Genomic DNA, 22,884 nt, shown 5'->3' with positions numbered 1-22,884 from the left:
TGTTGAGAAAGATACACCGCTTTTTAAGTGGTGTATCTTTTGTTTATTAATCAAAGTTAAAAATTGTACAAGTGCAATTTTATTGTAGATTTATTACATATCAAATATAACGTTAAAGTTGTATGATATAGCTCCAATAAAACTATGTGGAATCCCTCTGAACTATCCAAATCATTTCCTTACAACGTGCTATCAACATCATAATCGACTCCTTTCAAGTTTTATATTTTTAAAGGATTATAGGTGAGAGTAGTATTTGCTTCTACGATCTCGAATTTCGTCCATAATCTTTTTGTATTGTTGCTCTTGTTTTAATTCATCTTCAGAAAAGATTTCTTTCTGGATTGTAATTGTTAAAAAGAAAAGGTGAAACTTCATGATACATTCCTCCTTTCGAAAGGAATTATAGATGGCTACAGTAGTGACTTTGACGTTCTTTTACATCTTCCATAGCTTTATTAATTTGATGGTCATGCAATATCTCACTGTCCGAGAACTTAGTTTTTTGAATCGTGATAGTTAAAAAGAATACTTTAAATTTCATTAGATAAAACCCCTTTATAAGTTTATTAGAAAAGACGGCTGTAATAAGAAGCTTGACGTTCTTTTACTTCGTCCATAATAGTTTGAATGTGTTGCTCACGTAAAATTTCGTTGTGAGAAAGTTTACGTTTTTGAATGGTGATAGTTAAAAAGAATGCTTTAAATTTCATTAGATAAAACCCCTTTATAAGTTTATTAGAAAAGACGGCTGTAATAAGAAGCTTGACGCTCTTTTACTTCGTCCATAATGGATTGAATGTGTTGCTCACGTAAAATTTCGTTGTGAGAAAGTTTACGTTTTTGAATGGTGATAGTTAAAAAGAATGCTTTAAATTTCATGAAGGTAGTTCTCCTTAAAAATATATTTTTAATACATATGCGTATAATATGAACTTTTAATGTCAGTCATTTTATCAGTCAGCTGTTTTATTTGTTGTTTACGATGGATCTCAGCTTCAGTTAAAGTGTTTTTCTGAAGTACAGTCGTAAAAAAGAAAATATGAAAAGTCATAAATGAATTCCTCCTTTCGAAAAGGAATTACATGTGATCACAATAAAGTGCTTGGCGCTCCTTAACATCATTCATAGCTTTTTCTATTTGCTCATTATGAAACATTTTATCTTTAGAAATTTTATTTCTTTGAATCGTAATACTTAAAAACAATACGCTAATAGTCATCGAATGTTGCTCCTTTCTTTAAAAAATAATATAAGAGACTAAAAAATCGCACAAAAAAGCCACAGGAAGATATAGTTCTCCTATGGCCAGGCGTGAAAAAGCCACAGGAAAGTATACGACCTCCTGTGGCGAATTTATGAATTAATCGAAATAATGTACGATTTTCAATTCTCCATTAGGGTGGTCGAATTCATATTTAATTGTCCAGAAAACACAGGTGCAGTTAACACTAAAGTTAAAGCATGTAATTGTAATTTCATCATTTCCTTCGACCTCCTTTTAGAATATTTTTCTTACGTTAGTAAGTATATACAATTAATGGATAATTGTAAACATAAAAAATGAAAATTTTAAATTTTGATTAAAATGCGTATATTTTAAAGGGTTTTGAGAAGGTGTATTGTAATTAACGAAATATCGATAAAAATGGGGGATGCTAAATGAAATATATGCATCGTAATGTAGTTGTTATGCTAACAATTTTTTTATTTATTACTGCTTGTTCTAGAGGAGAAAGGATAAAAGAAATATCCGATGTTGAACCTGGTGATTTTAAGAAATATGCGGGGACATACGTTGGGAATAACTCAGATGTAGTTGCAATTGTTAATCATTTACCCGGTGGTGAAACATTTCAAAGTGTAAGTTTAGAGAATGAAAGTATAAAGGTGAACTATGGTGCAAAAGGGAATGAACCCCTTACAGAAGATATGGTTGCGACGTATTGGTTTGATAGTAAAGATACGATGAAGAAGAATTTTCTCTTTAACGCTATTTATCTTGCAGTTTTAGTACCAAATGCAAAAAGTTATGAGTTTCAAGTAGAAAATAAAAAGTTTACGATAAAAAGGGAAGAAATACTATCAATCTTGCATGAAAAATTTGATGATTTTCCAAAAGAAGATGATATATGGGATAAAAAGAAAGTAGTAAAGTTTCTTAATGATAATAACGAAAAAATTGATCGGCTGGTGAATGATAAAGATTTCCGAAAATCTTTATTTGTTAAATATCCAGTAAAGTTGTTAAAATAATTGGAGGGACAAAGATGGAGTTAGTATACAAAATTTCTTATTATAGAATGCAGGATTATTATTTACCTAAGTTAGTACAGGTAATTCAGTTTGTTAGTGAAGATAATTTATGGAAACAAGGGGAGTCTGTTAATTCAATTGGTGGAATCGTACTGCATATTTGTGAACATATACTGAGAAATACTAGTCGTTATAAAGATCCAAATATAGTTTTCGAAAAGGGAATCGAGGAGTATTTTCCAACAAAACGACAACGTACTGAAGTTTTGACAAAAACTGTTGAAGAAATATTTGATGAGTGGGGAAAAGCATTTATACAAGCTTTTGCAGAAAAAGGGCATATTGATCTACATAGTTTATTACATTTAGTGGAGCACACAAGTTATCATTTAGGGCAAATAGTAGATCGTACAAAATCAATAAAAGGACAACAATTTAACTTTTGTCAAAATGGTATAAATGAAAAGAATTTGAGGACAAGAGTTGAAACTTCGAATTTTTAGAAAGAGAATCATTCCTAAATGAATGATTCTCTTTTTTTGTAAAAGGAATTTATGGAAATAAATATGTTTATGTGGTATGGTTAATTACATAAGTAATGAACCTAAGAACCTAAGGTGGTGAAATTGTGAAACCTACTCTGGAGCAAAATAAATTAATATACTTACAAATTGCAGAAACGATTGAATCTGATATTTTAAAAGACATATTGCTTGAAGAAGAACAAGTTCCATCAACAAATCAATTTGCAAAGATGCTACAAATAAATCCAGCTACTGCAGCTAAAGGGGTAAACGTATTAGTGGATGAAGGGATTTTATATAAAAAGAGAGGGATCGGGATGTTTGTTGCAAAGGGAGCGAAAGAAGTCGTACTTAAAAAAAGACAAAATACTTTTATGACCGAATACTTACCTAAAGTATGGGAAGAAGCAAAAGTATTAGAAATATCAAAAGATGAATTGATGGATATGATTCAAAAAATTACGAAGGAGGGGAAAGAGGAATGATTGCACTTGAAACGAAAGATGTAACGAAAAAATATAAAAAGAATGTAGCGGTAAATGAAGTAACGATTTCATTGGAAGAGCACAAAATATATGGTTTGCTCGGTAGAAACGGTGCAGGAAAAACGACACTATTAAATTTACTTGCAGGCCAAATTACTTCAAGTAGTGGTAGCATATCAATATTTGGTGAAAATGTTTTTGAAAATAGTAAAGCAATGCAAAATATTTGTTTTGTTAGAGTGAAAGAAGAAGCACATTTCAGTTATAAAGTAAAAGATATTTTTAAGATGTGCAGCATGTTTTATAAAAACTGGGATGGAAAGTATGCTGAAGAACTCGCTAATAAATTTCAGCTTAATATGAAAGTGAAATATCATAAGCTATCACACGGTATGCAAACAGTTGTTGGAATTATTCAAGGATTAGCAAGCAGGGCACCAATTACTATTTTTGATGAACCAACTACAGGTTTAGACGCAGCACATCGTGAATTATTTTATAGTCTACTCCTAGAAGATTACGGTGAGTATCCACGAACTATTATATTATCAACACATCTAGTAGAAGAAGTAACCCATGTGATTGAAGATGTGATCATCATAAAAGAAGGAAGATTAGTTGTTCAATCATTGGTGGAAGATTTATTACAACAAGTTCAGATTATTTCAGGGCAAAAGGATAAAGTGGACGAGTTCTTGATCGATAAAAAAGTATTAAATCGAGAAGTTTATGGAAATAAGGGTATTGCTGTTATATGGGAAGAATTGTCTAATGAAGATTATGACTCTATTGAAAAATTAGGATTAGTAGTTGATGGAATAACATTACAAAAATTATTTATTCACATAACTGGTGGTGAAGTGAAATGACGATATTAATGAAGCAGTTAAAGTTACATATTAATTTTCATTATAAAGCAATTTTAATATTTTGGATTGTAGCCTTATTAATAAAAGGGGCTTTAAATGCTGCTCATTTAAATGGAGCGAACATTGGTTATTTACCCGAAATTATAAATAATCCTTCAATAGCAATTATGTTATTTATAGTAGGGAGTGTTTTCATCATACAAGATGAGCTATTTCGTTTAGCAGTTTCATTCGGTGTAACGAGAATACAATATTTTATCGGGGCAATTTGTTATATCGTATTGCAATCTGCATTATTTTCATTTCTTCAAGTTATGCTGTTACAAGATATAAAATATAATTTAGTAAATGTTAGTTTTGGAGAGCAATCGGTACAACAATTTATTTTGCACTTTTTATTTTATGTTACAACAGCATGTTTCTTTCAAGTGGTAGTAGTTTTTAAACAACGATTTCAGTGGATCGGTCTTATGATTGGTGGGACCCTTTTCTTATCAACAAATAGTGTACTTTATGGAGAAGCAGGGGTAACCGGTTTATTATTTACGAGTGATGGATCTTTAGTAGATATACCGTATTTTATTGTTATTTCAATTGGATTAACTGTTCTTTATATCATAACTAGTAGTATATTTATTCGTAAAGTATCATTCGAAAAAACGATTTGAAATATTATTAGATTACTATAGAGAGAAGGATAGTAAATGGGAGACACATCTTCACTCATTACAGTCTTTTTAGGGATTGCACTATTAATATTCTGGCGTCGTTATCGCTCCATGCATAAGCCAATAAAGGGATCAGGAAAACGTATGTTATGGCCATTATTATTTTTAACACCAGGGATTATATGGTTTTTTGGTCCCGTACATCCAGCTATATTACAAGTAGTTATAGCGGTATTCATTGGGGTACTTTTCGCTGTGCCGCTTATAGTATTAACAAATTATGAACGAAGAGATGATGGGAATATTTATACGAAAAAAAGTGTTGCCTTTTTAATTACTTTTATTGCACTTATCGTTTTAAGGTATGGTTCAAGGAAATATATTGCTAATTTAGATCAACAAACGATAGGTTTATTATTTTACGTCGTTGCAGTATCGTATATTATTCCTTGGAGAATTGCTTGTTATATAAAGTTTAGGAAAGTTTTGCGTGGGACTAGTAATCATGCTAAATAAAAACTTCTCGTTTGAGAAGTTTTTATTTTTACATGTAAGCAAAATAATTTGTTGATGTTCAAGGCTATCATAGAATACGATACATATTAAAATGAGAGGAAAGTAGAGGGATAAAAATGCGTACAATTTTATTCTTTCTAAATAACATGTCCATCGATAAAATAGAGAACATTAGACAAAAACATGATCCTTTATTTGAAGTAATTCCACCGCATATAACAATCGTATTTCCATTTAAGAGTAATATTTCAAGTGATGCATTAAAATCTCATATTTTAAATTTATCAAAAGGGGTAGGGAAAATTGAAGTTGAGTTTGCAAATCTTATCACTAATGTAGGAAACTATTTGTTTTTAGAAGTTGAGGGAGGGAAAGAACAAATAGAAGAACTACATGACTTGCTGTATACAGAACCTTTAACCCAATTTTTAAAAGAAGATATTCCATACATACCGCATGTAACAGTCGGGAGAAAAGAAAGTGCTGAGTTAGCTGCTGAAGTAGCCAAGGATATTCCTAGTTTCCCTCAAAAGTTACAATGTGTAATTGATAGAATTAGTGTAGAGCGAATTGGAGAGAATGGGGAATCAATTATTGAATTTGAAGTACCGTTGCAAAAAAGCTGACAAAAGTCAGCTTTTTTTATTCGTAACATGAAGTAGAGCACCAATCGCACCGCTATTACCACCATCGCGTAAAAAGATTGGTGTTTTATTTTGATATTTTGTGTAGTCACTAATAATATTTTGAAGGTGTACGTTATTACATAGAGTGGAACCAATATAAATAATATGGTCAATGTTTTTTGTTTCGGCGAATTGAAGGCTTAATGCAGTAACGACTTCACCGACAAGCCCTTGTACAGTAGCTAGTATATCAGAGCTATTATAATTTGCTTCAGTATTGGCTGCTTTACCAAAGTTGCTAGCAGTTAAGCTATTATCAATAGGAGAGAGAATACCACTATAAATATCTCCAACTGTAATATCTAAATCTTTTCTAGAACCCACTTTTGTTAAAGGGATTACATCTTCAAAATGATCTATATTTGTTAATAATTTTGAAAGTCCCATAATAGTACCTCCGCCAACACCAGTTCCACCAGCACGAATGTATTGGTCATTATAAATGTAATGAATGGAAGTGCCTGTACCGATATTTGTTAAAACAAAGTTGTTTATATCATATTTCCCTTCTTTTAAAATGTATCGGACGCCTATAAGAGTAGCTTCAAATTCATTTAGTTCTACTATTTTATATGAGTCTGAAAGTAGTTGCTGTAATTGTTTCGCTTTACCACCGGTAATACATATTTGTTTTATACCAGTCTTGTTTTTAAGGAAATCTATTATTTTATTTTGTTCATTTGAATAAAATTTTTCAAAAGTTAATAGCTTTTTTTTGTTCAAATAAGCAATTTTTGTTAATGTTCCTCCAGCATCGATACCGATAGTACGTTCCATTTGCCTGCTCCTAACTAAGTAATGTGTTTTCCTGTTAAATCATACACTCAACTAATTTAAGGAACACGTTAATCTGTTTGATATATTAATAGCTTTTCTATAGTTACAATAGGCTGATCGTTTACTGTTGCGATGCCTTTACCTAGAACAAAACCTCGGCGATTACGAATTAGCTCATAATGTAAATCAAGTTTATCGCCGGGATATGCTTTTTCATGGAACGCAACCCCATCTAACGAGGAGAGGAAACCGAGTCCTTCAGAATCACTTGTATGTACAAATGCGCTAAGCTGAGCAAGTGCTTCTACAATTAACATATGAGGCATATGTTTTTGACTATCATTTATAAACCATTCGTTATTTGTAATGAGTTTATATCCTGTAACAGATTCATCTTGTTTTACATTTGTTACTTTATCAATCATTAAAAAAGGATAACGATGAGGAAGAGTGTCTTTAATATACATATGAAAGTACCTCCAATGAATAATACCCCTGCTATAGTTAAGCAGGGGAGTTATCATTAATTTTTAACTAATTCTTCTGCTTTTTCAAGAGAAAAAATACCACTATTTCTAATGTTTTCAACAACTTGTTGTAACACTTCTTTATCTTGAACGAGTGCAATACGTACAAAGCCTTCTCCGTGAGGTCCAAATGCATGACCTGGCGTAACAACGACATTCGCATGATCCATTAATGCATATGCGAAATCTATAGAAGTCCAGCCGTTCGGAATTTCGGCCCAGACGAACATACTACCAGCTGGTTTATCAACATTCCAGCCAAATGTTCGGAATCCATCAACTAAAGTGTCTCTACGTTCTTGATAAATACCGCGGTTTTTCTCACAAAAAGCAGCGCCATTTCTTAGTGCAACACATGCCGCTTTTTGAATTGGTAAAAACACTCCGTAATCTGTATTGGATTTAAACTGAGTAAGCGCACGAACAATTTCTTCATTTCCAATCATATATCCAATACGACTACCTGCTAAACTATAACTTTTTGACAAAGAGTTAATTTCTACGCCAACTTCTTTAGCACCAGGCACAGAGAGGAAGCTAATTGGTTTATTACCATCAAAATAAAATTCAGCATAAGCAAAATCATGGACAACAATAATGTTATGCTTTTTCGCAAATGCGATTACTTCTTTAAAGAAATCTTCATGAGCCATTGCTGGAACTGGATTCCCTGGGAAGTTTAAAATCATCATCTTCGCTCGATCCGCAATTTCTTCAGGAATTAGCTCTAAGTTAGGTAAGAAATCATTATCTTTCTTTAAAGGCATGTAGTAAGATGTTGCTCCAGCCATTTGAATTCCTGTTTCATAAGCTGTATATCCTGGATCAGGAACTAATATAATATCTCCCGGATTCGCATAAACCATAGGTAAATGAACGAGTCCATCCTGTGACCCCATTAATAATAAAACTTCTTTATCGGCATTTAATATAACATTATGAGTGTTGTTGTAATATTCAGTTACAGCTTCGTGAAATTCTTGAATACCACTTAATGTGTATCCATAGCTTTCTTTTTGATTTGCTGTATGTACCATTTCTTCTCTTACGAAATCAGCAGGTGGCATATCAGGATTCCCGATACTTAAATCAATCATTTTGTGACCTGCTGCAATTTTTTCTTTTTTATAAGCCCCTAATTCACTAAATATAGAAGATTGGAATGCTTTCATTCTAGTTGCTAACGTGTAAGTCATCAAAACCCCTCCTAAAAACAGTGTTTTCTTTCTGCGTTTTTAATTATTCTGAAAACACATGAGTACATTTTATCATTTTTTTATGAAAATTAAAACGATTGACAAATTTAGAGGGAGGATAAATATAACGCAGAAAACATTTTCTGCGTTTTAAATGAAGAGCAATCATTTCTTTTTATATGTACATAATTTTTCAACTGTATAAAAGTATACGCTTAATTTGCCATCGGCAACCTTTAAAGTTTGATCTGATGTAAATGAGTTACCATAATCAATGTGATATACATTAGAATCCTTAACAAATGAGCCTTTGTATAAATCTTCTTTTTTCTTTGTTGTTTGCATCTCTACTAAATATTGAATAATTTTTTCTTTCTTTTCTTCTTTTACAACTGTTTCAAATTTATACGATATAGGACAAAGACCGTTTTTGTTGTCAACGACTTCCCAAGAGCCGTATATGTCATTATTGCTACATCCACTGAGTAGTATAATGAATAACGGAATAATTAATAGGACCTTTTTCATTTTGTACTCCTTTCTTTTCGTTTTCAATAAACGTGCGAATACGATAGGAATATTGTAATAAATAAAGTTTAAATTTTTATAAAGAATTATTTAATTTCATATAAAAATTTAGAGGGGATTGAAAAAGCATGAATTTAGTGTACAGTCAGATTCATGCTTAGTTTGCTATCTGATGTTTTGTTTTTTGTGGATAAATGAAGCGGAAAGAAGAATGACAATGCCATTTACAATATATACATTTACAATAGAAACGGTTAGATTAACTGCTCCAAAACTAGCTTTATTGAATATAGAAGTGAAAGCTGAAGTAGTCAAAAAGATAATGGGAGTTAACAATAAAAATATGAAACCTGCCACAATTCTTCTTTTAAAGTTATGCCCTGAAAGGGAAAAGGCTAAAACGTTTAGGATGCTAAACATAGCAATTACAAAAAGAAGGATAATAAATAGCTGTATGCCAGCAGACATTCTTGCACCTCCAGGATATCTTGTTAATATACTATATTCGAATGCAAAAGAGGGTACTCCTTTAAATAATTTCAATAAGTGTAATAAATAAAGTTTTATATAAAAAAGAAGCATGGATTAATCTAATAGGATCCATGCTTCTTTGATTATGTTATAAATTCGCAGATTGCGAAGGCTGTTTTTCATATTGTTTTTGTTTAGATAGCGATATGAAAATAATTAATAATGAAATAACTCCGAAGATTAGAACCATATATTGCAATCCAATCGTATCTAAGAAGAAACCAGTACCGAGTAAAACGATTTGGAACATCACTCTCTCAAACATATTACGGAATGAGAATAGACGGCCGTGATAACTTTTTTCCACTTTCGTTTGGAAAATTGTCGACATAATAGGGAAGAAGCAACCGACACTAAAACCAAATAAACCAAATGATGTAAGAGACATCCATTTTATATCGCTAAAGAACAATGATAGATGTGCAAAAGCGGTACAAACTGCGAAGAAATATAGTAACTTTTCAGGTTTGAAATGATCAGATAAACGTTTAATAACGAAGGCACCTAACATAAATGCGATACCTTCAATGGTATATATAAATCCTTTAATCGTTGGATCATGTTGCATTTCGCTAATGTTAATTACCATTAAATTAAATCCAGCTATAAATAATAGAGGGATAATACTTAATATAAGTGCTGTGAAAGCAATCGGAATTCCTTTTAAAATACGAAATACTTCCATAAAGCTATTATCTTTTGCAGCTTGTTTGCTTGGTGTTGTTGATTTCTTATCTTCGAATTGAAGGAAGAAAGTTGAGAGGAATAATAAAGCGTACGCTGCCATTGAGAAGGCATACATATACTGTAAACTCATTACAACTAAAAGAATTCCACCTAGTGAAGTACCTGCAATACGAGCGATTGTACCTACATTCATATGTACACCGTTCATCTGTAATAACTCATGCTCACGTACGATAAGTGGGATTACAGATTGTAATGCAGGGAAATAAAATGCTGCTGAAATTTGAAGAGCAACCATAAATGCAATCATAAAGGCGATACTTTCAAATTGGATAGCGAAAAACATAAAAATAACACTAATAACACGACCGAACCCGGCATAAAGAAGAACTTTTTTCTTTTCATACTGATCAATAATGCGACCAGCCATAGGCCCTACTAGAACACCTGCTAATAGTCCGATAAATAATATAACTGATTTCATGAAATCAGAAGGGACATATTTTTGCATAAATTCCAGATTGCCAAGAATACCAAGCCATAACCCTAAACCAGCAATAAACTCCCCAATTAAAACAATCCAAACATTTTTATTACGCCACATAATATAAAACCTCTCCGTCTTTTAAAATGAAAAACTCGTATATAAAACCTCCTTATTTTATGTATAATTTATAGCGAACTTTTTTAGAGTCAGAGTCTATATTACGTGTTTCATGAGTGGATTTCAATTTTTTTGATTTGTCAAAAAATGATTCGTTAATTGATAAAATAAGCACATCAAAATGTAAATACGAGATGATTGAAAATTAACTGAAAGTAGGGACAAATATCGCAAAAATAAAAAAAGCAAGAACGTATAATTACGTCTCGCTTTTTTCAATAGCAAAATTAAACATTAGATTCACTTAGCAACATTTACGTTCTTGTCCGATAGCTAAAGCGCTAAAAGAGAGTGGACCAACAACATCTGCACTAGCACCACTAGTAAGGTTTTCTACAGTTAATGAATATTCGTGTGTTCCACTGCTAACGTTTTGATCTATAGCTTGAAATGTTTGAACGTAAAATTGTTCAGAACCGGTAGATTCAATGCCTACTTGTGTATTGAAAATTTCAGTGTTATCACGGAAAATTCGGAATAACACTTGTGCAATCTCAGTTATACCTTCTACACCGACTGTAGTTATTAATTCTACTCGATTATTACGTGAATCTCTATTTGAAATTCTCAATTTCAAATTTGCTAGAATTGCTTTATTTGGAGAAGCTGGGATTGCAAAAGTGGTTTCACCTGTTTTACTAATAGGTTGAGTAGCTTGGTAATCAATGATATGAGTCATATTCGTCACCTCCTCATATACTAAAATATGAAAATAGCAATGAAATAGCTTGGACAAATAATAGAATATTTTAATAGAGTCGACAATAATTATTGAAAAGGAGTAATTCATAAAAAAGCATCAAGAAAATATCACAATAAAGTGAGGTTTTTCTTGATGCTTTTTGTAATTAAGCAGAATATTCTTCTTTACGTACTTCGAAAAATTCATTACGACGTAAGTAATTATAAACTTTCTCGGAAACCTCTTCTTCTTCAGACATTAAGAAACGATGATCAAAAGCATAGAATGATTGACCTTTAATTAATTTTACGTAGTAAATTTTACACGCCTCCTCTAGCGAAATTAGTATTTACTTAATATTATGATGGCCTATAAGTATGTGAATCATACTTGAAGTTTCAAAGGGTTGAAGCGAAACAAAATAAAAAAGCTTACAAAACTGTAATGTTGTTGTCACGTTTTCCGATAGTTAAAAATAACCAATCTCTTCTATACTACAAATAGGTTACATAAAATAAGGGGGTAAAAAGATGGATGAAGTGATTGGAGAAGTGGTAGCAGGTATTTGTGAATTTGTGGTGGAAGTAACAGCAGATGCTATTGGGAATTTAGTTTCTGGAAAGGATGAGGAAAAAGAAACATTATAATAGTTTGTAAAAGTATATAGATGATCAAACTATAAAGGCTGATTTCTGAAGGGAAGTCGGCTTTTTTATTTTTTACATTATATTAATCTTATTTGAATATTCATTTGTTATTATGTTTGTGAATCGAATAAAGGGGGTGAATAAATAACTATGTCGAATTTAGGGACTAATTTATCTAATTCTTGTTTGATTGTTGTAAAGATAGAGGAAAAGGAATATCACTTTATTGTCCGTGAACACCCGATTGTAGGAAAAATGATATCGCTATTGGAAAATGGAAAAGAATATGGTTTAATAGAAAAACAAATAGCTAATAAAGATAAATTTATTAAATCGGAGCTTACTAAATTAGAGTATTTTAACATAGATGTTCTCTATCATACACCTGGATGGATATGGATTGGTATGGATCAATTTGGTTTACATGCTCGTGAGGCTACTTATAACGAAGTAGACGTTATTATGAAGTTGAAAGAGGATTTATATTATATAGATGTATATGAAAAAGTAAAAATGTAATTGATATTTAGTCAGGTTAGGGGACAAGTTCCCGTAGCCTTTTTTGTTTTATATGTAAACGGAAAATCGATTTTATGTTGATGATAGGACAGCATGATAAGAAGTGAGCTGAAAAGAGGATTTGAAAATACATAAAGAGAACTTTAATTATTATATGAATTCTATATGTCAATAACAATAGAAAGAAGATGATAAAATGAGTAAAGAAGAGCTTGTGAAACAACAGTTTGGTAATAATGCAGAGAAGTATGTAAAAAGTAAAATTCATGCTAAAGGACCGGATTTACAATATGTAGTTCAACAAGTTGAGTCTCGTCATAATAATCGTCTTCTTGATGTTGCTACTGGCGGAGGACATGTTGCAAATGTATTAGCTCCATTGTTTCAAGAAGTAGTTGCCTTAGATTTAACAGAAAAAATGTTAGAGAATGCGAAAAACTTTATTATAAGTAATGGACATGAAAATGTATCTTTTGTCGCTGGAAATGCTGAAAGTTTACCGTTTTCTGATCGTTCATTTGATGTGATAACATGCCGAATTGCAGCACATCATTTTACGAATCCAGCTCAGTTTGTTTATGAAGTAAATCGGACGTTAGAAGATAATGGATTGTTTATTTTAATAGATAATGTTTCACCGGAAAATAATGAATACGATACATTTTATAATTTTATAGAAAAAAAGCGGGATCCGAGTCATGAACGAGCGTTGAAAAAAACAGAATGGATTACCTTGTTAGAAAAAAATAGTTTGCAAATGCTGTCATGTCTTACTTTTGACAAGAAATTTGAATTTGACTGGTGGTGCGATATGATGGATGTACCTTTGCAAAAACGAGCGAAGTTAACAGAATGTATGATGAAAACATCACTTGAAATACAAGAATTCTTTAACATTCAATATGAAAATAATAAAATTATATCGTTTTATACTGAAATGGCATTGTTTATATGTAAAAAAAGCGGGACATTAAAAAGATAAATTCCTTGCAGTCTTTTCAAAGTACGTTATACTTAGTACAGAGAAAATGAGAATTGAGGAAAAGTAATAATGATTCGCGTACGTATTGAAGGAACTGAAGAAGAAATGCTTGAATTTATGGAGAAAATGCCAGATATTCCTGGATTTGAAAAAACACATATGAGAGAACCGAGAAAAGGAAATAATCCAAAATACGATTCAAGTAAGAATGTATTAGCATATTTATCTTATAAAAAGATCGAAGTCGCCAATAAATAGGCGGCTTTTTTAGTTTGCACTGTTTCACAGCCTTGTCTTTTTTACATAATAATAATAGTAGATTATGCTGAAGAGGGGTGAGGATAGTTAATAAGAAAATCATCTTTTTTGGAGACTTTGGTATTGACGATGCTGTGGCGTTAATTTATGCAAATAAAACATGTAAATTAGATATTATAGGTATTGTTGCTGAATATGGAAATGTATCGCGAGAAATCGTAACGGAAAATGTGTATTTTTTAGAAAGATACTATGCTACAGAAATAAAGATCATTGAGGGTGCAGCAAGACCGATGACAGCTGAAGAACCTTTGTTTTTTCCTGAAATTCATGGAGAGCACGGCCTAGGTCCCATTATTCCACCTGAAATGAGGATTTGTAAACGGGAAAATTTTTGTGAATTAATTAAATTAATTGAGCCTTGTCCAGAAGATATTATTATCGTAGCGACAGGACGATTAACAACATTGGCAACATTATTTTTAATATATCCAAATGTAATGGATAAAATATGTTCGTATTATATTATGGGCGGTGCGTTTTTATTTCCCGGTAACGTTACTCCTGTATCAGAAGCAAATTTTTATGGAGATCCAATTGCTGCAAATATTGTAATGAAGTACGCAAAGAATGCGACTATTTATCCATTAAATGTAACGCAACAGGCCCTAATTACGCCTGAAATGGTGGATGTTATTAATAAAGAAGGAACAGGGCAGGCAAAGCTTATTAAACCAATGATTGATTTTTATTATGAGAATTTTTATAAAAAAGAATACCCTGGTATTGCTGGAAGCCCGATTCACGATTTGCTTCCGTTCATTTCATTTATAAATGATGATATTTTTGAATATAAAAAATCTGCAGTTTGGATTAGTACGACAAATGACGTAACAAGAGGACAAAGTGTGGCTGACTTTAGAAAAATAGCTAAGCCAACAAGGTTTGATGATCGGCCAATACAAAGAATTGCGGTTGGTTTTAACTATCCTGCATTTAAAGAAGAGTTTATGCGTACAATATTGAAGCCTGATTGCCCATAATAGGAGAAATATGAAGGGTTTCCACCACTAATCCAAAAACTAATTATTCGTTATTTTGAAATAATTTAATGGTTGAGCTGTATGAATAACTTATGAAAAATGTAGCATAACTAATGGTAAGCAATTGTTTCTAATTATATTTTGATTTGTGAAATATAAAGGAGGTTATCATATGATTTGGTCTTTAATCGTTGGTGGTATATTAGGGTGGCTTGCTAGCTTAATTACTGGTAGGGATGTACCTGGTGGTGTAATTGGTAATATTATTGCTGGTATTATTGGTTCTTGGATTGGTGGGAAATTACTTGGTAGTTTCGGCCCAGTAATCGGCGGATATGCAATTATTCCAGCTTTAATTGGTGCGATTATTTTAATCTTCATCGTAAGTTTCTTATTGCGAGCAATGCGAAAATAAATGTAAGGACTGTTTACATTTGTAAGCAGTCCTTTTTATATGTTATGCTAGTATTATACAATCAGGAGGTGTCAGCATTGAAAACATTTACAGTAAATTTTCATCAAGAAGATAATGCTAAAGCGACAACAGTACATAAATTAAGTGAAGAGGACTTCAATAAAGCAACAGAAAAAGGAACTCGTCATCTATTTGATTTAGATACAAACGTTGGATTCTTCGTATTCTTTGACGCAGAAGATGCAGAAGGAAATGATCAATACTTAATGCTACAATATGAAGGAGATCATGAAGAGCCAACTGCGTGCTACGGATTTGATTTAAAACTATACTATCAATTTTTAGCACTATACTTAAATGATCTTGAATTCCAAGGTGAAACTGATGAAGAAGAGGAAGAGTATGGTCCAATTCATCATTTAGCTCACTTACTTTATCATATTGTTGAAGATGGTAAGTCAATCGAAGTGTAAAAATACATATGAAAAGCTGTCCTTTTTGGGCAGCTTTTTTTATTTTCTAAAGCAAAATATACAAAACCTTTGCTATAATTTTTATATATCTTGATAAACATATGATATGAATAGGAAGTGAAGTATTTGTTTACGATTGAGAACTATAAAAATTCTTTAATAAAAGGATTAGAAGCAAAATCCTCTGATTTGATCGAAAGGTTAAAAGTAACAACACAGCTTAATTATTATAAAGAAATAGATTTATTAGATTTTACTGTTTTTGTTCATTCACTTGAATTGTCTATCGTTATGTTTTCAATGGATGGAGAAGCGAATGAAGTTTTTTATGAAGGGACTGATAAAGGAATTTTTTCTGGTAGCTATAATGTAATGGATGACATTACATATTATACATTCAGTGATGAAGAATCTGATGAATTTTGGGATTTTTACGAAAAAAATGATGAGAAGTTATCTGAAATTGGAACGAAGACTATAGTAGAATGGTTTGTGGCATGCTGGAATAAAGCTGGTGGTATGAATGTTACATTACCCTCTTACGTTAGTTTTCATGACGATGAGGAATGTTATGATTTACAAAATGGTAAATGGATTTCTGATGGTGATAGATGGTTTGATTAAACAGAAAAAGCAACAAAGAAAGCTCATCTTTCTTTGTTGCTTTTTCTATATTTAAGGCAGGATTGTAGTGTAATTGGCGAGAAGGGATATATAAGGAGATGGAAAAATGATAAACAATACAATTCCAAGTTTTTTAAAATTATGGGAAAGTGAAGATGTAGAATTAGAAATTCTTAATCAATACTTTATTTTACATCCTGAGGTATTTGAAGAATACTTTAAGTATCATTGTCCTAAAACGAGAGAACGTCTTTCTACTGCCATTAAACAATATCCCGTGAAACTAGAAGATATTCATATCATTGCAGAAACATTACCTAGTATTATTCAAGAGATAACGAATGAATATCATAATAAATATAATCTTGTTGTAAATATGCAGTTTCATTTATTTGTTGGAACTTTTAGCTCTAATGCATTTGTAGAAAGGGAAATCATTGGTGACATATTTTTTGCAGCAGAAAAATTATCTCCAGATGTAAATCATCTTCGTGTTATTGTTGCTCACGAAATAGGGCATATATATCATAATGTTATGTTACAAAATAATGGAATGGATTGGGAGAAAGCTGAGTGGACCGATGCGGCAGTTAATTTGTATCGTGAAGGTGTTGCAACATATGTATCAAAGCAAATTGTGAAAGGTTTAAATGAATCAGTGTATTACTCATATGACGATGATGGTGAACGTTGGTTACAATATTGAATAGAAAATGAAGAACAAATAAAGAAACGTTTTTTGAAAGATTATATAGAAGGATGGACGTTTGAAAAAGAGAAAGAGTGGTTTCGGTTATCTGGCGGACAATATTTTGGGTACAACCGACTCGGTTATTTTTTAGGAACAGCTTTTGTAGAATATGTTGCACAAGCATTGGGCGAGAGTGAAGTATTTACTTTTTGGAACAAACACAATTTGAAAAGAGATGTAATGGATTGGTTATCGAAATGAATCAGATTATGATAGGGGGCTGAAATGTATGAGAGTGTATGTAAAGATAGGTATGTTATTTCTCGCTTTTACATGCATTTTTACATTAGTAGCATGTAAAGGAACGGACGAAAAAAAGGAAACAGATCCAACAACGGAAAATAGTAAAAATGAACAGAATAATACTTCTGAAGAAAAGAAAGAGCCTGATGAAAAATCAAATAATGAAGGATCAACAAAAGCAAAGCCAGATCCAAGCACGAAAGATACAATAATCAATCAAAAATCAATTAACCACGTTAAAGAATTGTTTGAATTAGCGAAAGAAGGAAAAGTACCTAATGTTCCGTTTGCAGCGCATACAGGAGATATTGAAGAAATAGAAAAAGCGTGGGGGAAAGCAGATAAAACGGAACAAGCAGGAAATGGAATGTACGCTACCTATACAAATAAAAATGTTTCCTTCGGTTTTAATAAAGGATCACAAGTTTTTGATGTACGCTCCTATCATGCAGAACTAAAATCAATTACATTACAAGAAATAGAAAAAGCATTAGGAAAACCAACTTCAGTTAAAGGAAATGGTGAAGATAAAATATATGTATATAAAGTAAACAATCAGTTTGAGTTAAAATTCATTATTCCAAAATCGACTGGTAAGGTAAATCATATTTCGGTATTTTCACCTGAGGATAGTATTAATAAAATGGCAGGGTAGGATAATAAAAAAGGATGTCACAAAAGTCGAAATCGATGACCATGTGACATCCTTTTTTGTGTAAATAAGAAACTTCCTTTTATAAAATATGATGGGGATGCTCTAAAACATCTTTTTGAATATCTTTTCTTTTTTTCTTACGCTCTAAATTTTGAACAAAAAGAACTTGAATAATGCCTCCAATTGTTAAGAAACAAGCACAAATATAAAATAGCATACTGCCGTTTAGTTTACTTAATAAAACCGCACCGATAACAGGACCGCACGTTCGAGATACATCCCAGTGTAAGCCGTAAATTGAAAAATACAATCCACGTTTATTTGTAGGAGCGATTTCTGAAACGAATCGAAGTAAATGGTTGAAAGCAACACTTTCTCCAACGACTAAAAAGAGTAATGTGAAAAATAATGACAAGATTGTTGCTGAAAATCCATAGCCAATTGCAGCTATCGTAAAGCAGGTGTAAGCAATAAGTATGATTTTCGCCATAGAAAATTGTTCAGACCATTTTACAAGGAAAACTTGTAGAGTGATTTCCATAAGAGCTTTGCATGTTGTAATAAAAACGAGTATGCGATCGAAATCCGGAAGTGTATGTTTCACGAAAATAAGATAATTTGTTTCAGTTTGTGCATAAAAAAAGCTAATAGGAATTGTAGTGATCATTAGTCCAAATACGGCGTAATGTTTGTGTACAAATTGCTTTGGAGATGATACTTCAAGCTTTTGCGTTGGTGTTGTCATTGCCGGAGCAGTTTCTGGAAGCTGCGTCCAAACAACGACTGCATATGCTATAAGTGTAATGCTTTGCACAATAAATACATATTCAGGGTGAGTCTTATAAAAAATAGTACCAATTAAAGGACCGATTAGAGTACCTATTGCTCCCATCGTTTGCAGAAGTGAGAAGATTTCTGCTTGCTGCCCATGTTTTGTTAAATCAGCAATTTGTGCACGTTGAGCGGGAATATATAAGGAACGGCCAATACCATTTATAACGTATAATAATGCAAAGATAAAAACAGATTGAGCGAAAATGAAACTACCGATTGCAACACCTTGTAGTAACAATCCTAGTAACATAATTTTCTTTCGTCCATATTTATCAGTAATTCCACCAGCAATTAGTGTAAATACAATGTCTGAAAGTGGTTGTAATCCGAAAATAAGCATAGTTATTATGATATTACCGTTTAACATTTTATCAACGTAAATAATCATAATGATGGCTAACATGGATTCTGTTGTTCGGGTTAATAATTCGCCGCACATTCTTATAATAATTGGTTTGTTATAACGTAGTAAGAGATTGGTCAATATTAATTCCTCCTTTCTATATTGAAATGATAAGATGAAAGGAGAAAGAGAAAAAGGGTAGAAATAAAAGGGGTTATTTTTCACCTTTTAGGGGGAGTATGATGTTTATTTTAGATCAATATATTGAACTATGGTGTGTCTACGGTAAAGGGAGACGAGAAGGAGAACGATTAGAAGTAACCGTACAAATGATAGCAGAAACATTATTTTGTACAGAGCGTAATAGTAAATTAATTATAAAAAAATTAGAAGAGTTACATTGGATCACTTGGTTTCCAGGTCGCGGGAGAGGGAATCGTTCTAAATTAATATTTCAAAAGCAACCCATTCCACTAATTTTAGAAAGAGGAAAAGAATTAACGAAAAAAGGAGATGTGAAAAGTGGAATCTCATTTGTAGAACGCTACAGCTCACAATTTCCATCAATAAAGAAAGAGTATGAAGCTTGGGTAGATTCTATATTTGGTCATCAAATAGAACGGACATCTGAAGGAAGAAAAGATGTACTTCGTTTGCAAGTACAAATGAACCTGGACATCGCTTTAGATCCGGTTTACGCTACGATGCGCTCAGAATGTCATATGGTTAAACATCTTTTTGATACACTCGTATATGTAAATGAAGAAACAAATTCTATAGAACCAAGGCTTGCTTTTCAATGGGAATATAATGATGCTGAAAAGGTATGGACTTTTTATTTACGAAAAGGCGTTCGTCTTCATAATGGAAAACGACTCACTGCACATCATGTTATACATTCATTGAATCGATTTATGAAAGCTGAAAACAACCCACACGCATGGATGTTACAACATGTTGAAAGTTTCCGTGCAGTGGATGAATTTGTTGTTGAAATTCAATTACATACGGTAAATAGGATGTTTTTACATATGCTAAGCGCAGAACAGTGTTCTATCGTAATTGAAGATGAAGCAGGAAACTTCATAGGTACAGGTCCTTTTATATTACGAGAGAAGAATACACATTTATTTGCATTAGAAGTACATGATTTATATTATCGTGAAAGACCTTTTCTTGACCGAATTGAACTATTGAATGTGGAGCAAAATGTAAATACTTATGACGTGTTAGTAAAGGCGCAGTATAAAGATAAAGAAAATCTCAATGAAGAACTTTCACGGCTTGAATCGAATGTGACATATGTAACGTGTAATCTTGTAAAAGAAGGGCCAATGCAAGATGAACTGTTTCGGAAAGCGCTATATAAAATTATTCATGGCGATAAAATCGTTCAAGAACTCGGCGGAGAACGTGGAGAAGTGGCAAAGAAACTAATATTAGCAAATGAAAGCATAGTAGAAATTGAGGAAGATATCGAAAGTTTAATTAAGAGAAGTACGTATCATAATGAAGTGCTACAACTTTATACATTTACAGGACGAGATCACGTTGAAGATGCACAATGGATACAAAAAGAGTGTGCGAAGTACGGGGTTCGTGTAGAAACTAATTTTCTTGAAATAGAAGATCTTTTAGAAATAAGTACGATACAAAAGGCTGATATAATGCATGATAGCGCAACAATTAGCGAACGAATAGAAGATAGTTTGCTATATATGTTTCTTACAAAAAACAGTTTTATTCATGGGCAAAGCAGCGTAGATTTTCATAAATCATTGTCCCCTTATTTTAAACAAGAACAAGTAGAGAAAAGAGTTACACTGTTACGCGAAATTGAAGATACTTTGTTACGTCACATTCATATAATTCCTTTATACCGTAACAAACAACAAGTAACTTCTCATGAAAAAGTACAAAATATAATGATTAATTCACAAGGGTGGATTGATTTTTATAGAATATGGTTTAAACCTTGATAGATAAAGGTTCTTATGCATTTTTTATGAGATGTGTAAGGGCCTTTTTGTATGTAAAATAGGGTTGTTTTACACATTGTTACGCTACTTGTGATAAAAGTCTATTTACAGCGTAACAGTGTTATGTTACATTGTTATCAGGAAGGAGTGTTATACAGTTGAGTACAGATTTAATTTCAAAAAAAGATTTATTAGAACTTACTGGTATTTCATACGGACAATTATATAGGTGGAAAAGAAAAAATTTAATACCGGAAGATTGGTTTGTACGAAAGTCTACATTCACGGGTCAGGAAACATTTTTTCCGAAAGAAAAGATATTAGAGCGTATTGATAAAATTCAAACGATGAAAGAGGATCTATCACTTGATGAACTAGCAAATATGTTTTCGCCGAGTGTGAGGGAAATTCTTTTAACGAAGGAAGACATTTTACGTAAGGGGATTGCATCAGAACCAGTTTTACAATTTTTCATAGAACAAACGAATAAAACAGCGGAGTTTCAATTTGTAGATATTCTTTATGTGTACATGTTAGAAGAATTACTACAATCGGGAGAGATTAGTTTAGAAGAAGGAAAAATGGTCTTGCAAGTTTTACGTGAAAATTATGAAGCAATGAAACATAAAACGTGTGACTTAATCATTATTCGAAAGTTAGGGATTTCTACATGTTTATTAGTTTCAAACGTGGACGACTTAATTTTTGAAAAAGGCACCAAAATCGTTTTACGCGAAGCGATTATGAAATATACCGAAGCATTAAAAACTAAATTGTTGTAATGGAGGAGTAAGTATGCGTACAGATAATTTGATTATAAATGGTTACGGTTCATCGAATGGCGGTGAGTTTCATAAAGTGCAATTAAACGGAAAAGGAACTGTGAATGGAAATGTCGAATGTGAGCAATTTGAATGTAACGGTTACGGAGCAGTTACTGGCGATTTGAAAAGTAACAGTGCACGAATTAGCGGATCTGGTAAAGTCGATGGCACAGTTCATGCTGAAACGATGCGAATTGATGGAAAAGCTACAATTACGCAAAATGTAAAGGCAAACAGTTTGAAAATTGCAGGAAAAGGTATGATAGGCGGAAATGTCACAGGTGAAGAATTTAAAGTCAATGGTCAAGCAACAATTGACGGTAATTGTGAAGTGGATACTTTTTCTTCAGAAGGACAATTTACAATTGGCGGATTATTAAGTGCTGATGAAATAAATATTAATATTCACGGTACATGTCGCGCGAAAGAAATTGGTGGTCAAACGATTAAAGTAAGACATAGATCAGGTACATTAAGTAGGCTATTTAAAACAGTATTTGGCTTGCAGTTAGAAGCTGAACTATTAGAAGGTGACAATATTGATATTGATTATGCTCACATAAGAACGGTAAGAGGAAACAATATTACAGTAGGACCGAACTGTGAGATTGAACTCATTGAATATACAGGTGTTCTAACTGTTGATAAAAGCGCAAATGTAAAAGAAATTAAGCAGGTTTAATGGGAGGGAGAAAGCA

General features: G+C 32.2%; 33 protein-coding genes and 1 pseudogene. 19 read left to right on the top strand and 15 right to left on the bottom strand.

The features are described 5' to 3' along the window. Positions 1-237 precede the first annotated feature (237 nt). Genes PDK19_RS11965 through PDK19_RS11940 form a run of 6 tightly spaced genes read right to left on the bottom strand, consistent with a single transcriptional unit; the run spans position 238 to position 1,222 of the window. Positions 238-378, bottom strand: coding sequence for a YrzI family small protein (locus PDK19_RS11965; RefSeq protein WP_049114427.1), 141 nt, complete (start codon positions 376-378; stop codon positions 238-240). Between the two features lie 25 nt (positions 379-403). Continuing rightward, the gene (locus tag PDK19_RS11960; RefSeq protein ID WP_000669812.1) at positions 404-544 is read right to left on the bottom strand and encodes a YrzI family small protein; all 141 of its coding nucleotides are present in this window, start codon (positions 542-544) and stop codon (positions 404-406) included. 25 nt (positions 545-569) lie between these two features. Continuing rightward, on the bottom strand, positions 570-713 hold the full coding sequence (locus PDK19_RS11955; RefSeq protein WP_074615393.1) for a YrzI family small protein: 144 nt from the start codon (positions 711-713) through the stop codon (positions 570-572). A 25-nt stretch (positions 714-738) separates the two neighbouring features. Next, positions 739-882: a YrzI family small protein gene (locus PDK19_RS11950; protein WP_000668957.1), complete on the bottom strand. Its 144-nt coding sequence runs from the start codon at positions 880-882 to the stop codon at positions 739-741. Positions 883-910: 28 nt separating this feature from the next. Beyond that, positions 911-1,054 (bottom strand): YrzI family small protein, encoded by a 144-nt coding sequence (locus tag PDK19_RS11945; RefSeq protein ID WP_000142732.1) that lies wholly within the window; start codon positions 1,052-1,054, stop codon positions 911-913. Between the two features lie 27 nt (positions 1,055-1,081). After that, positions 1,082-1,222 carry a YrzI family small protein gene (locus PDK19_RS11940; RefSeq protein WP_000156180.1) on the bottom strand — a complete coding sequence of 47 codons (141 nt, stop codon included), beginning with the start codon at positions 1,220-1,222 and terminating at the stop codon, positions 1,082-1,084. Between the two features lie 440 nt (positions 1,223-1,662). Here PDK19_RS11940 and PDK19_RS11935 point away from each other — a divergent pair, with 440 nt between their 5' ends. From PDK19_RS11935 to PDK19_RS11905, 7 genes are all read left to right on the top strand, one after another. After that, entirely contained in the window at positions 1,663-2,256 is a 594-nt protein-coding gene (locus PDK19_RS11935) for a DUF4825 domain-containing protein (RefSeq protein ID WP_049114418.1), read from the top strand. 14 nt (positions 2,257-2,270) lie between these two features. Continuing rightward, positions 2,271-2,759, top strand: a complete 489-nt coding sequence (locus PDK19_RS11930; protein WP_074615392.1) for a DinB family protein — start codon at positions 2,271-2,273, stop codon at positions 2,757-2,759. A gap of 125 nt (positions 2,760-2,884) precedes the next feature. Continuing rightward, a complete protein-coding gene (locus PDK19_RS11925; RefSeq protein ID WP_000805193.1) occupies positions 2,885-3,265 on the top strand; it encodes a GntR family transcriptional regulator in 381 nt (126 codons plus the stop codon). Continuing rightward, the gene (locus PDK19_RS11920) at positions 3,262-4,134 is read left to right on the top strand and encodes an ABC transporter ATP-binding protein (protein WP_000560927.1); all 873 of its coding nucleotides are present in this window, start codon (positions 3,262-3,264) and stop codon (positions 4,132-4,134) included. The genes PDK19_RS11925 and PDK19_RS11920 overlap by 4 nt, the downstream gene beginning before the upstream one ends. Then, positions 4,131-4,802, top strand: coding sequence for a DUF4052 family protein (locus tag PDK19_RS11915; RefSeq protein WP_000153894.1), 672 nt, complete (start codon positions 4,131-4,133; stop codon positions 4,800-4,802). Before PDK19_RS11920 ends, PDK19_RS11915 begins: the two co-directional genes overlap by 4 nt. A 36-nt stretch (positions 4,803-4,838) precedes the next feature. Beyond that, on the top strand, positions 4,839-5,318 hold the full coding sequence (locus PDK19_RS11910; protein WP_000502989.1) for a CcdC family protein: 480 nt from the start codon (positions 4,839-4,841) through the stop codon (positions 5,316-5,318). A 116-nt stretch (positions 5,319-5,434) separates the two neighbouring features. After that, on the top strand, positions 5,435-5,944 hold the full coding sequence (locus PDK19_RS11905; protein WP_270707162.1) for a 2'-5' RNA ligase family protein: 510 nt from the start codon (positions 5,435-5,437) through the stop codon (positions 5,942-5,944). Positions 5,945-5,950: 6 nt separating this feature from the next. Here the strand turns inward: PDK19_RS11905 and coaW are convergent, their stop codons facing one another. The 8 genes from coaW to PDK19_RS11865 form a co-directional block, all read right to left on the bottom strand. Continuing rightward, entirely contained in the window at positions 5,951-6,781 is an 831-nt protein-coding gene (coaW, locus tag PDK19_RS11900) for a type II pantothenate kinase (protein ID WP_000442515.1), read from the bottom strand. 68 nt (positions 6,782-6,849) lie between these two features. Further along, positions 6,850-7,248 (bottom strand): 3-hydroxyacyl-ACP dehydratase FabZ family protein, encoded by a 399-nt coding sequence (locus PDK19_RS11895; RefSeq protein WP_014893638.1) that lies wholly within the window; start codon positions 7,246-7,248, stop codon positions 6,850-6,852. Positions 7,249-7,304: 56 nt separating this feature from the next. Continuing rightward, on the bottom strand, positions 7,305-8,504 hold the full coding sequence (locus PDK19_RS11890; RefSeq protein ID WP_000222670.1) for an LL-diaminopimelate aminotransferase: 1,200 nt from the start codon (positions 8,502-8,504) through the stop codon (positions 7,305-7,307). Between the two features lie 165 nt (positions 8,505-8,669). Beyond that, positions 8,670-9,032 carry a hypothetical protein gene (locus tag PDK19_RS11885; protein WP_049110665.1) on the bottom strand — a complete coding sequence of 121 codons (363 nt, stop codon included), beginning with the start codon at positions 9,030-9,032 and terminating at the stop codon, positions 8,670-8,672. Positions 9,033-9,197: 165 nt separating this feature from the next. Then, positions 9,198-9,500: a hypothetical protein gene (locus PDK19_RS11880; protein WP_049110664.1), complete on the bottom strand. Its 303-nt coding sequence runs from the start codon at positions 9,498-9,500 to the stop codon at positions 9,198-9,200. A 151-nt stretch (positions 9,501-9,651) separates the two neighbouring features. Then, the gene (locus tag PDK19_RS11875; RefSeq protein WP_000269246.1) at positions 9,652-10,854 is read right to left on the bottom strand and encodes an MFS transporter; all 1,203 of its coding nucleotides are present in this window, start codon (positions 10,852-10,854) and stop codon (positions 9,652-9,654) included. Positions 10,855-11,158: 304 nt separating this feature from the next. Then, on the bottom strand, positions 11,159-11,593 hold the full coding sequence (gene exsC / locus PDK19_RS11870) for an exosporium protein ExsC (RefSeq protein ID WP_014893640.1): 435 nt from the start codon (positions 11,591-11,593) through the stop codon (positions 11,159-11,161). 169 nt (positions 11,594-11,762) lie between these two features. Further along, entirely contained in the window at positions 11,763-11,915 is a 153-nt protein-coding gene (locus tag PDK19_RS11865; protein ID WP_071680000.1) for a YqbF domain-containing protein, read from the bottom strand. 478 nt (positions 11,916-12,393) lie between these two features. Between PDK19_RS11865 and PDK19_RS11860 the strand changes: the two genes are divergently transcribed. From PDK19_RS11860 to PDK19_RS11820, 9 genes and pseudogenes are all read left to right on the top strand, one after another. Next, positions 12,394-12,762, top strand: coding sequence for a hypothetical protein (locus tag PDK19_RS11860; protein ID WP_074615388.1), 369 nt, complete (start codon positions 12,394-12,396; stop codon positions 12,760-12,762). A 196-nt stretch (positions 12,763-12,958) separates the two neighbouring features. Further along, on the top strand, positions 12,959-13,744 hold the full coding sequence (locus PDK19_RS11855) for a class I SAM-dependent methyltransferase (protein WP_000031340.1): 786 nt from the start codon (positions 12,959-12,961) through the stop codon (positions 13,742-13,744). A gap of 69 nt (positions 13,745-13,813) precedes the next feature. Then, positions 13,814-14,002, top strand: a complete 189-nt coding sequence (locus tag PDK19_RS11850; RefSeq protein ID WP_000621879.1) for a DUF3970 family protein — start codon at positions 13,814-13,816, stop codon at positions 14,000-14,002. Positions 14,003-14,079: 77 nt separating this feature from the next. Then, complete coding sequence (locus PDK19_RS11845) at positions 14,080-15,045, top strand: nucleoside hydrolase (RefSeq protein ID WP_049113708.1); 966 nt, start codon at positions 14,080-14,082, stop codon at positions 15,043-15,045. 172 nt (positions 15,046-15,217) lie between these two features. After that, positions 15,218-15,460 carry a GlsB/YeaQ/YmgE family stress response membrane protein gene (locus PDK19_RS11840; RefSeq protein ID WP_000638307.1) on the top strand — a complete coding sequence of 81 codons (243 nt, stop codon included), beginning with the start codon at positions 15,218-15,220 and terminating at the stop codon, positions 15,458-15,460. 77 nt (positions 15,461-15,537) lie between these two features. Next, a complete protein-coding gene (locus tag PDK19_RS11835; protein WP_000847587.1) occupies positions 15,538-15,933 on the top strand; it encodes a hypothetical protein in 396 nt (131 codons plus the stop codon). Positions 15,934-16,059: 126 nt separating this feature from the next. Next, entirely contained in the window at positions 16,060-16,557 is a 498-nt protein-coding gene (locus PDK19_RS11830) for a hypothetical protein (RefSeq protein WP_000494144.1), read from the top strand. Between the two features lie 106 nt (positions 16,558-16,663). Continuing rightward, positions 16,664-17,509 (top strand): annotated as a pseudogene (locus tag PDK19_RS11825) (aminopeptidase). A gap of 28 nt (positions 17,510-17,537) precedes the next feature. Continuing rightward, positions 17,538-18,206: a YjgB family protein gene (locus PDK19_RS11820; protein ID WP_001267137.1), complete on the top strand. Its 669-nt coding sequence runs from the start codon at positions 17,538-17,540 to the stop codon at positions 18,204-18,206. Positions 18,207-18,285: 79 nt separating this feature from the next. On the opposite strand, the gene PDK19_RS11815 is transcribed toward PDK19_RS11820, so the two are convergent. Then, positions 18,286-19,524, bottom strand: a complete 1,239-nt coding sequence (locus PDK19_RS11815; RefSeq protein ID WP_270707159.1) for an MDR family MFS transporter — start codon at positions 19,522-19,524, stop codon at positions 18,286-18,288. A gap of 101 nt (positions 19,525-19,625) precedes the next feature. Between PDK19_RS11815 and PDK19_RS11810 the strand changes: the two genes are divergently transcribed. The 3 genes from PDK19_RS11810 (at position 19,626) to PDK19_RS11800 (ending at position 22,868) form a co-directional block, all read left to right on the top strand. Further along, the gene (locus PDK19_RS11810; protein WP_270707158.1) at positions 19,626-21,362 is read left to right on the top strand and encodes an SgrR family transcriptional regulator; all 1,737 of its coding nucleotides are present in this window, start codon (positions 19,626-19,628) and stop codon (positions 21,360-21,362) included. Positions 21,363-21,520: 158 nt separating this feature from the next. Next, complete coding sequence (locus PDK19_RS11805) at positions 21,521-22,144, top strand: YhbD family protein (protein ID WP_000102249.1); 624 nt, start codon at positions 21,521-21,523, stop codon at positions 22,142-22,144. A 13-nt stretch (positions 22,145-22,157) separates the two neighbouring features. Then, complete coding sequence (locus tag PDK19_RS11800) at positions 22,158-22,868, top strand: bactofilin family protein (protein ID WP_270707157.1); 711 nt, start codon at positions 22,158-22,160, stop codon at positions 22,866-22,868. The last annotated feature ends 16 nt before the right edge of the window (positions 22,869-22,884 follow it).

The organism is Bacillus cereus group sp. BcHK124, from assembly GCF_027712065.1.
In the GTDB taxonomy this organism is placed as follows: domain Bacteria; phylum Bacillota; class Bacilli; order Bacillales; family Bacillaceae_G; genus Bacillus_A; species Bacillus_A pacificus.
Note: the sequence above shows the minus strand (reverse complement) of the source record. Positions and strands in the feature narration are given on the sequence as shown.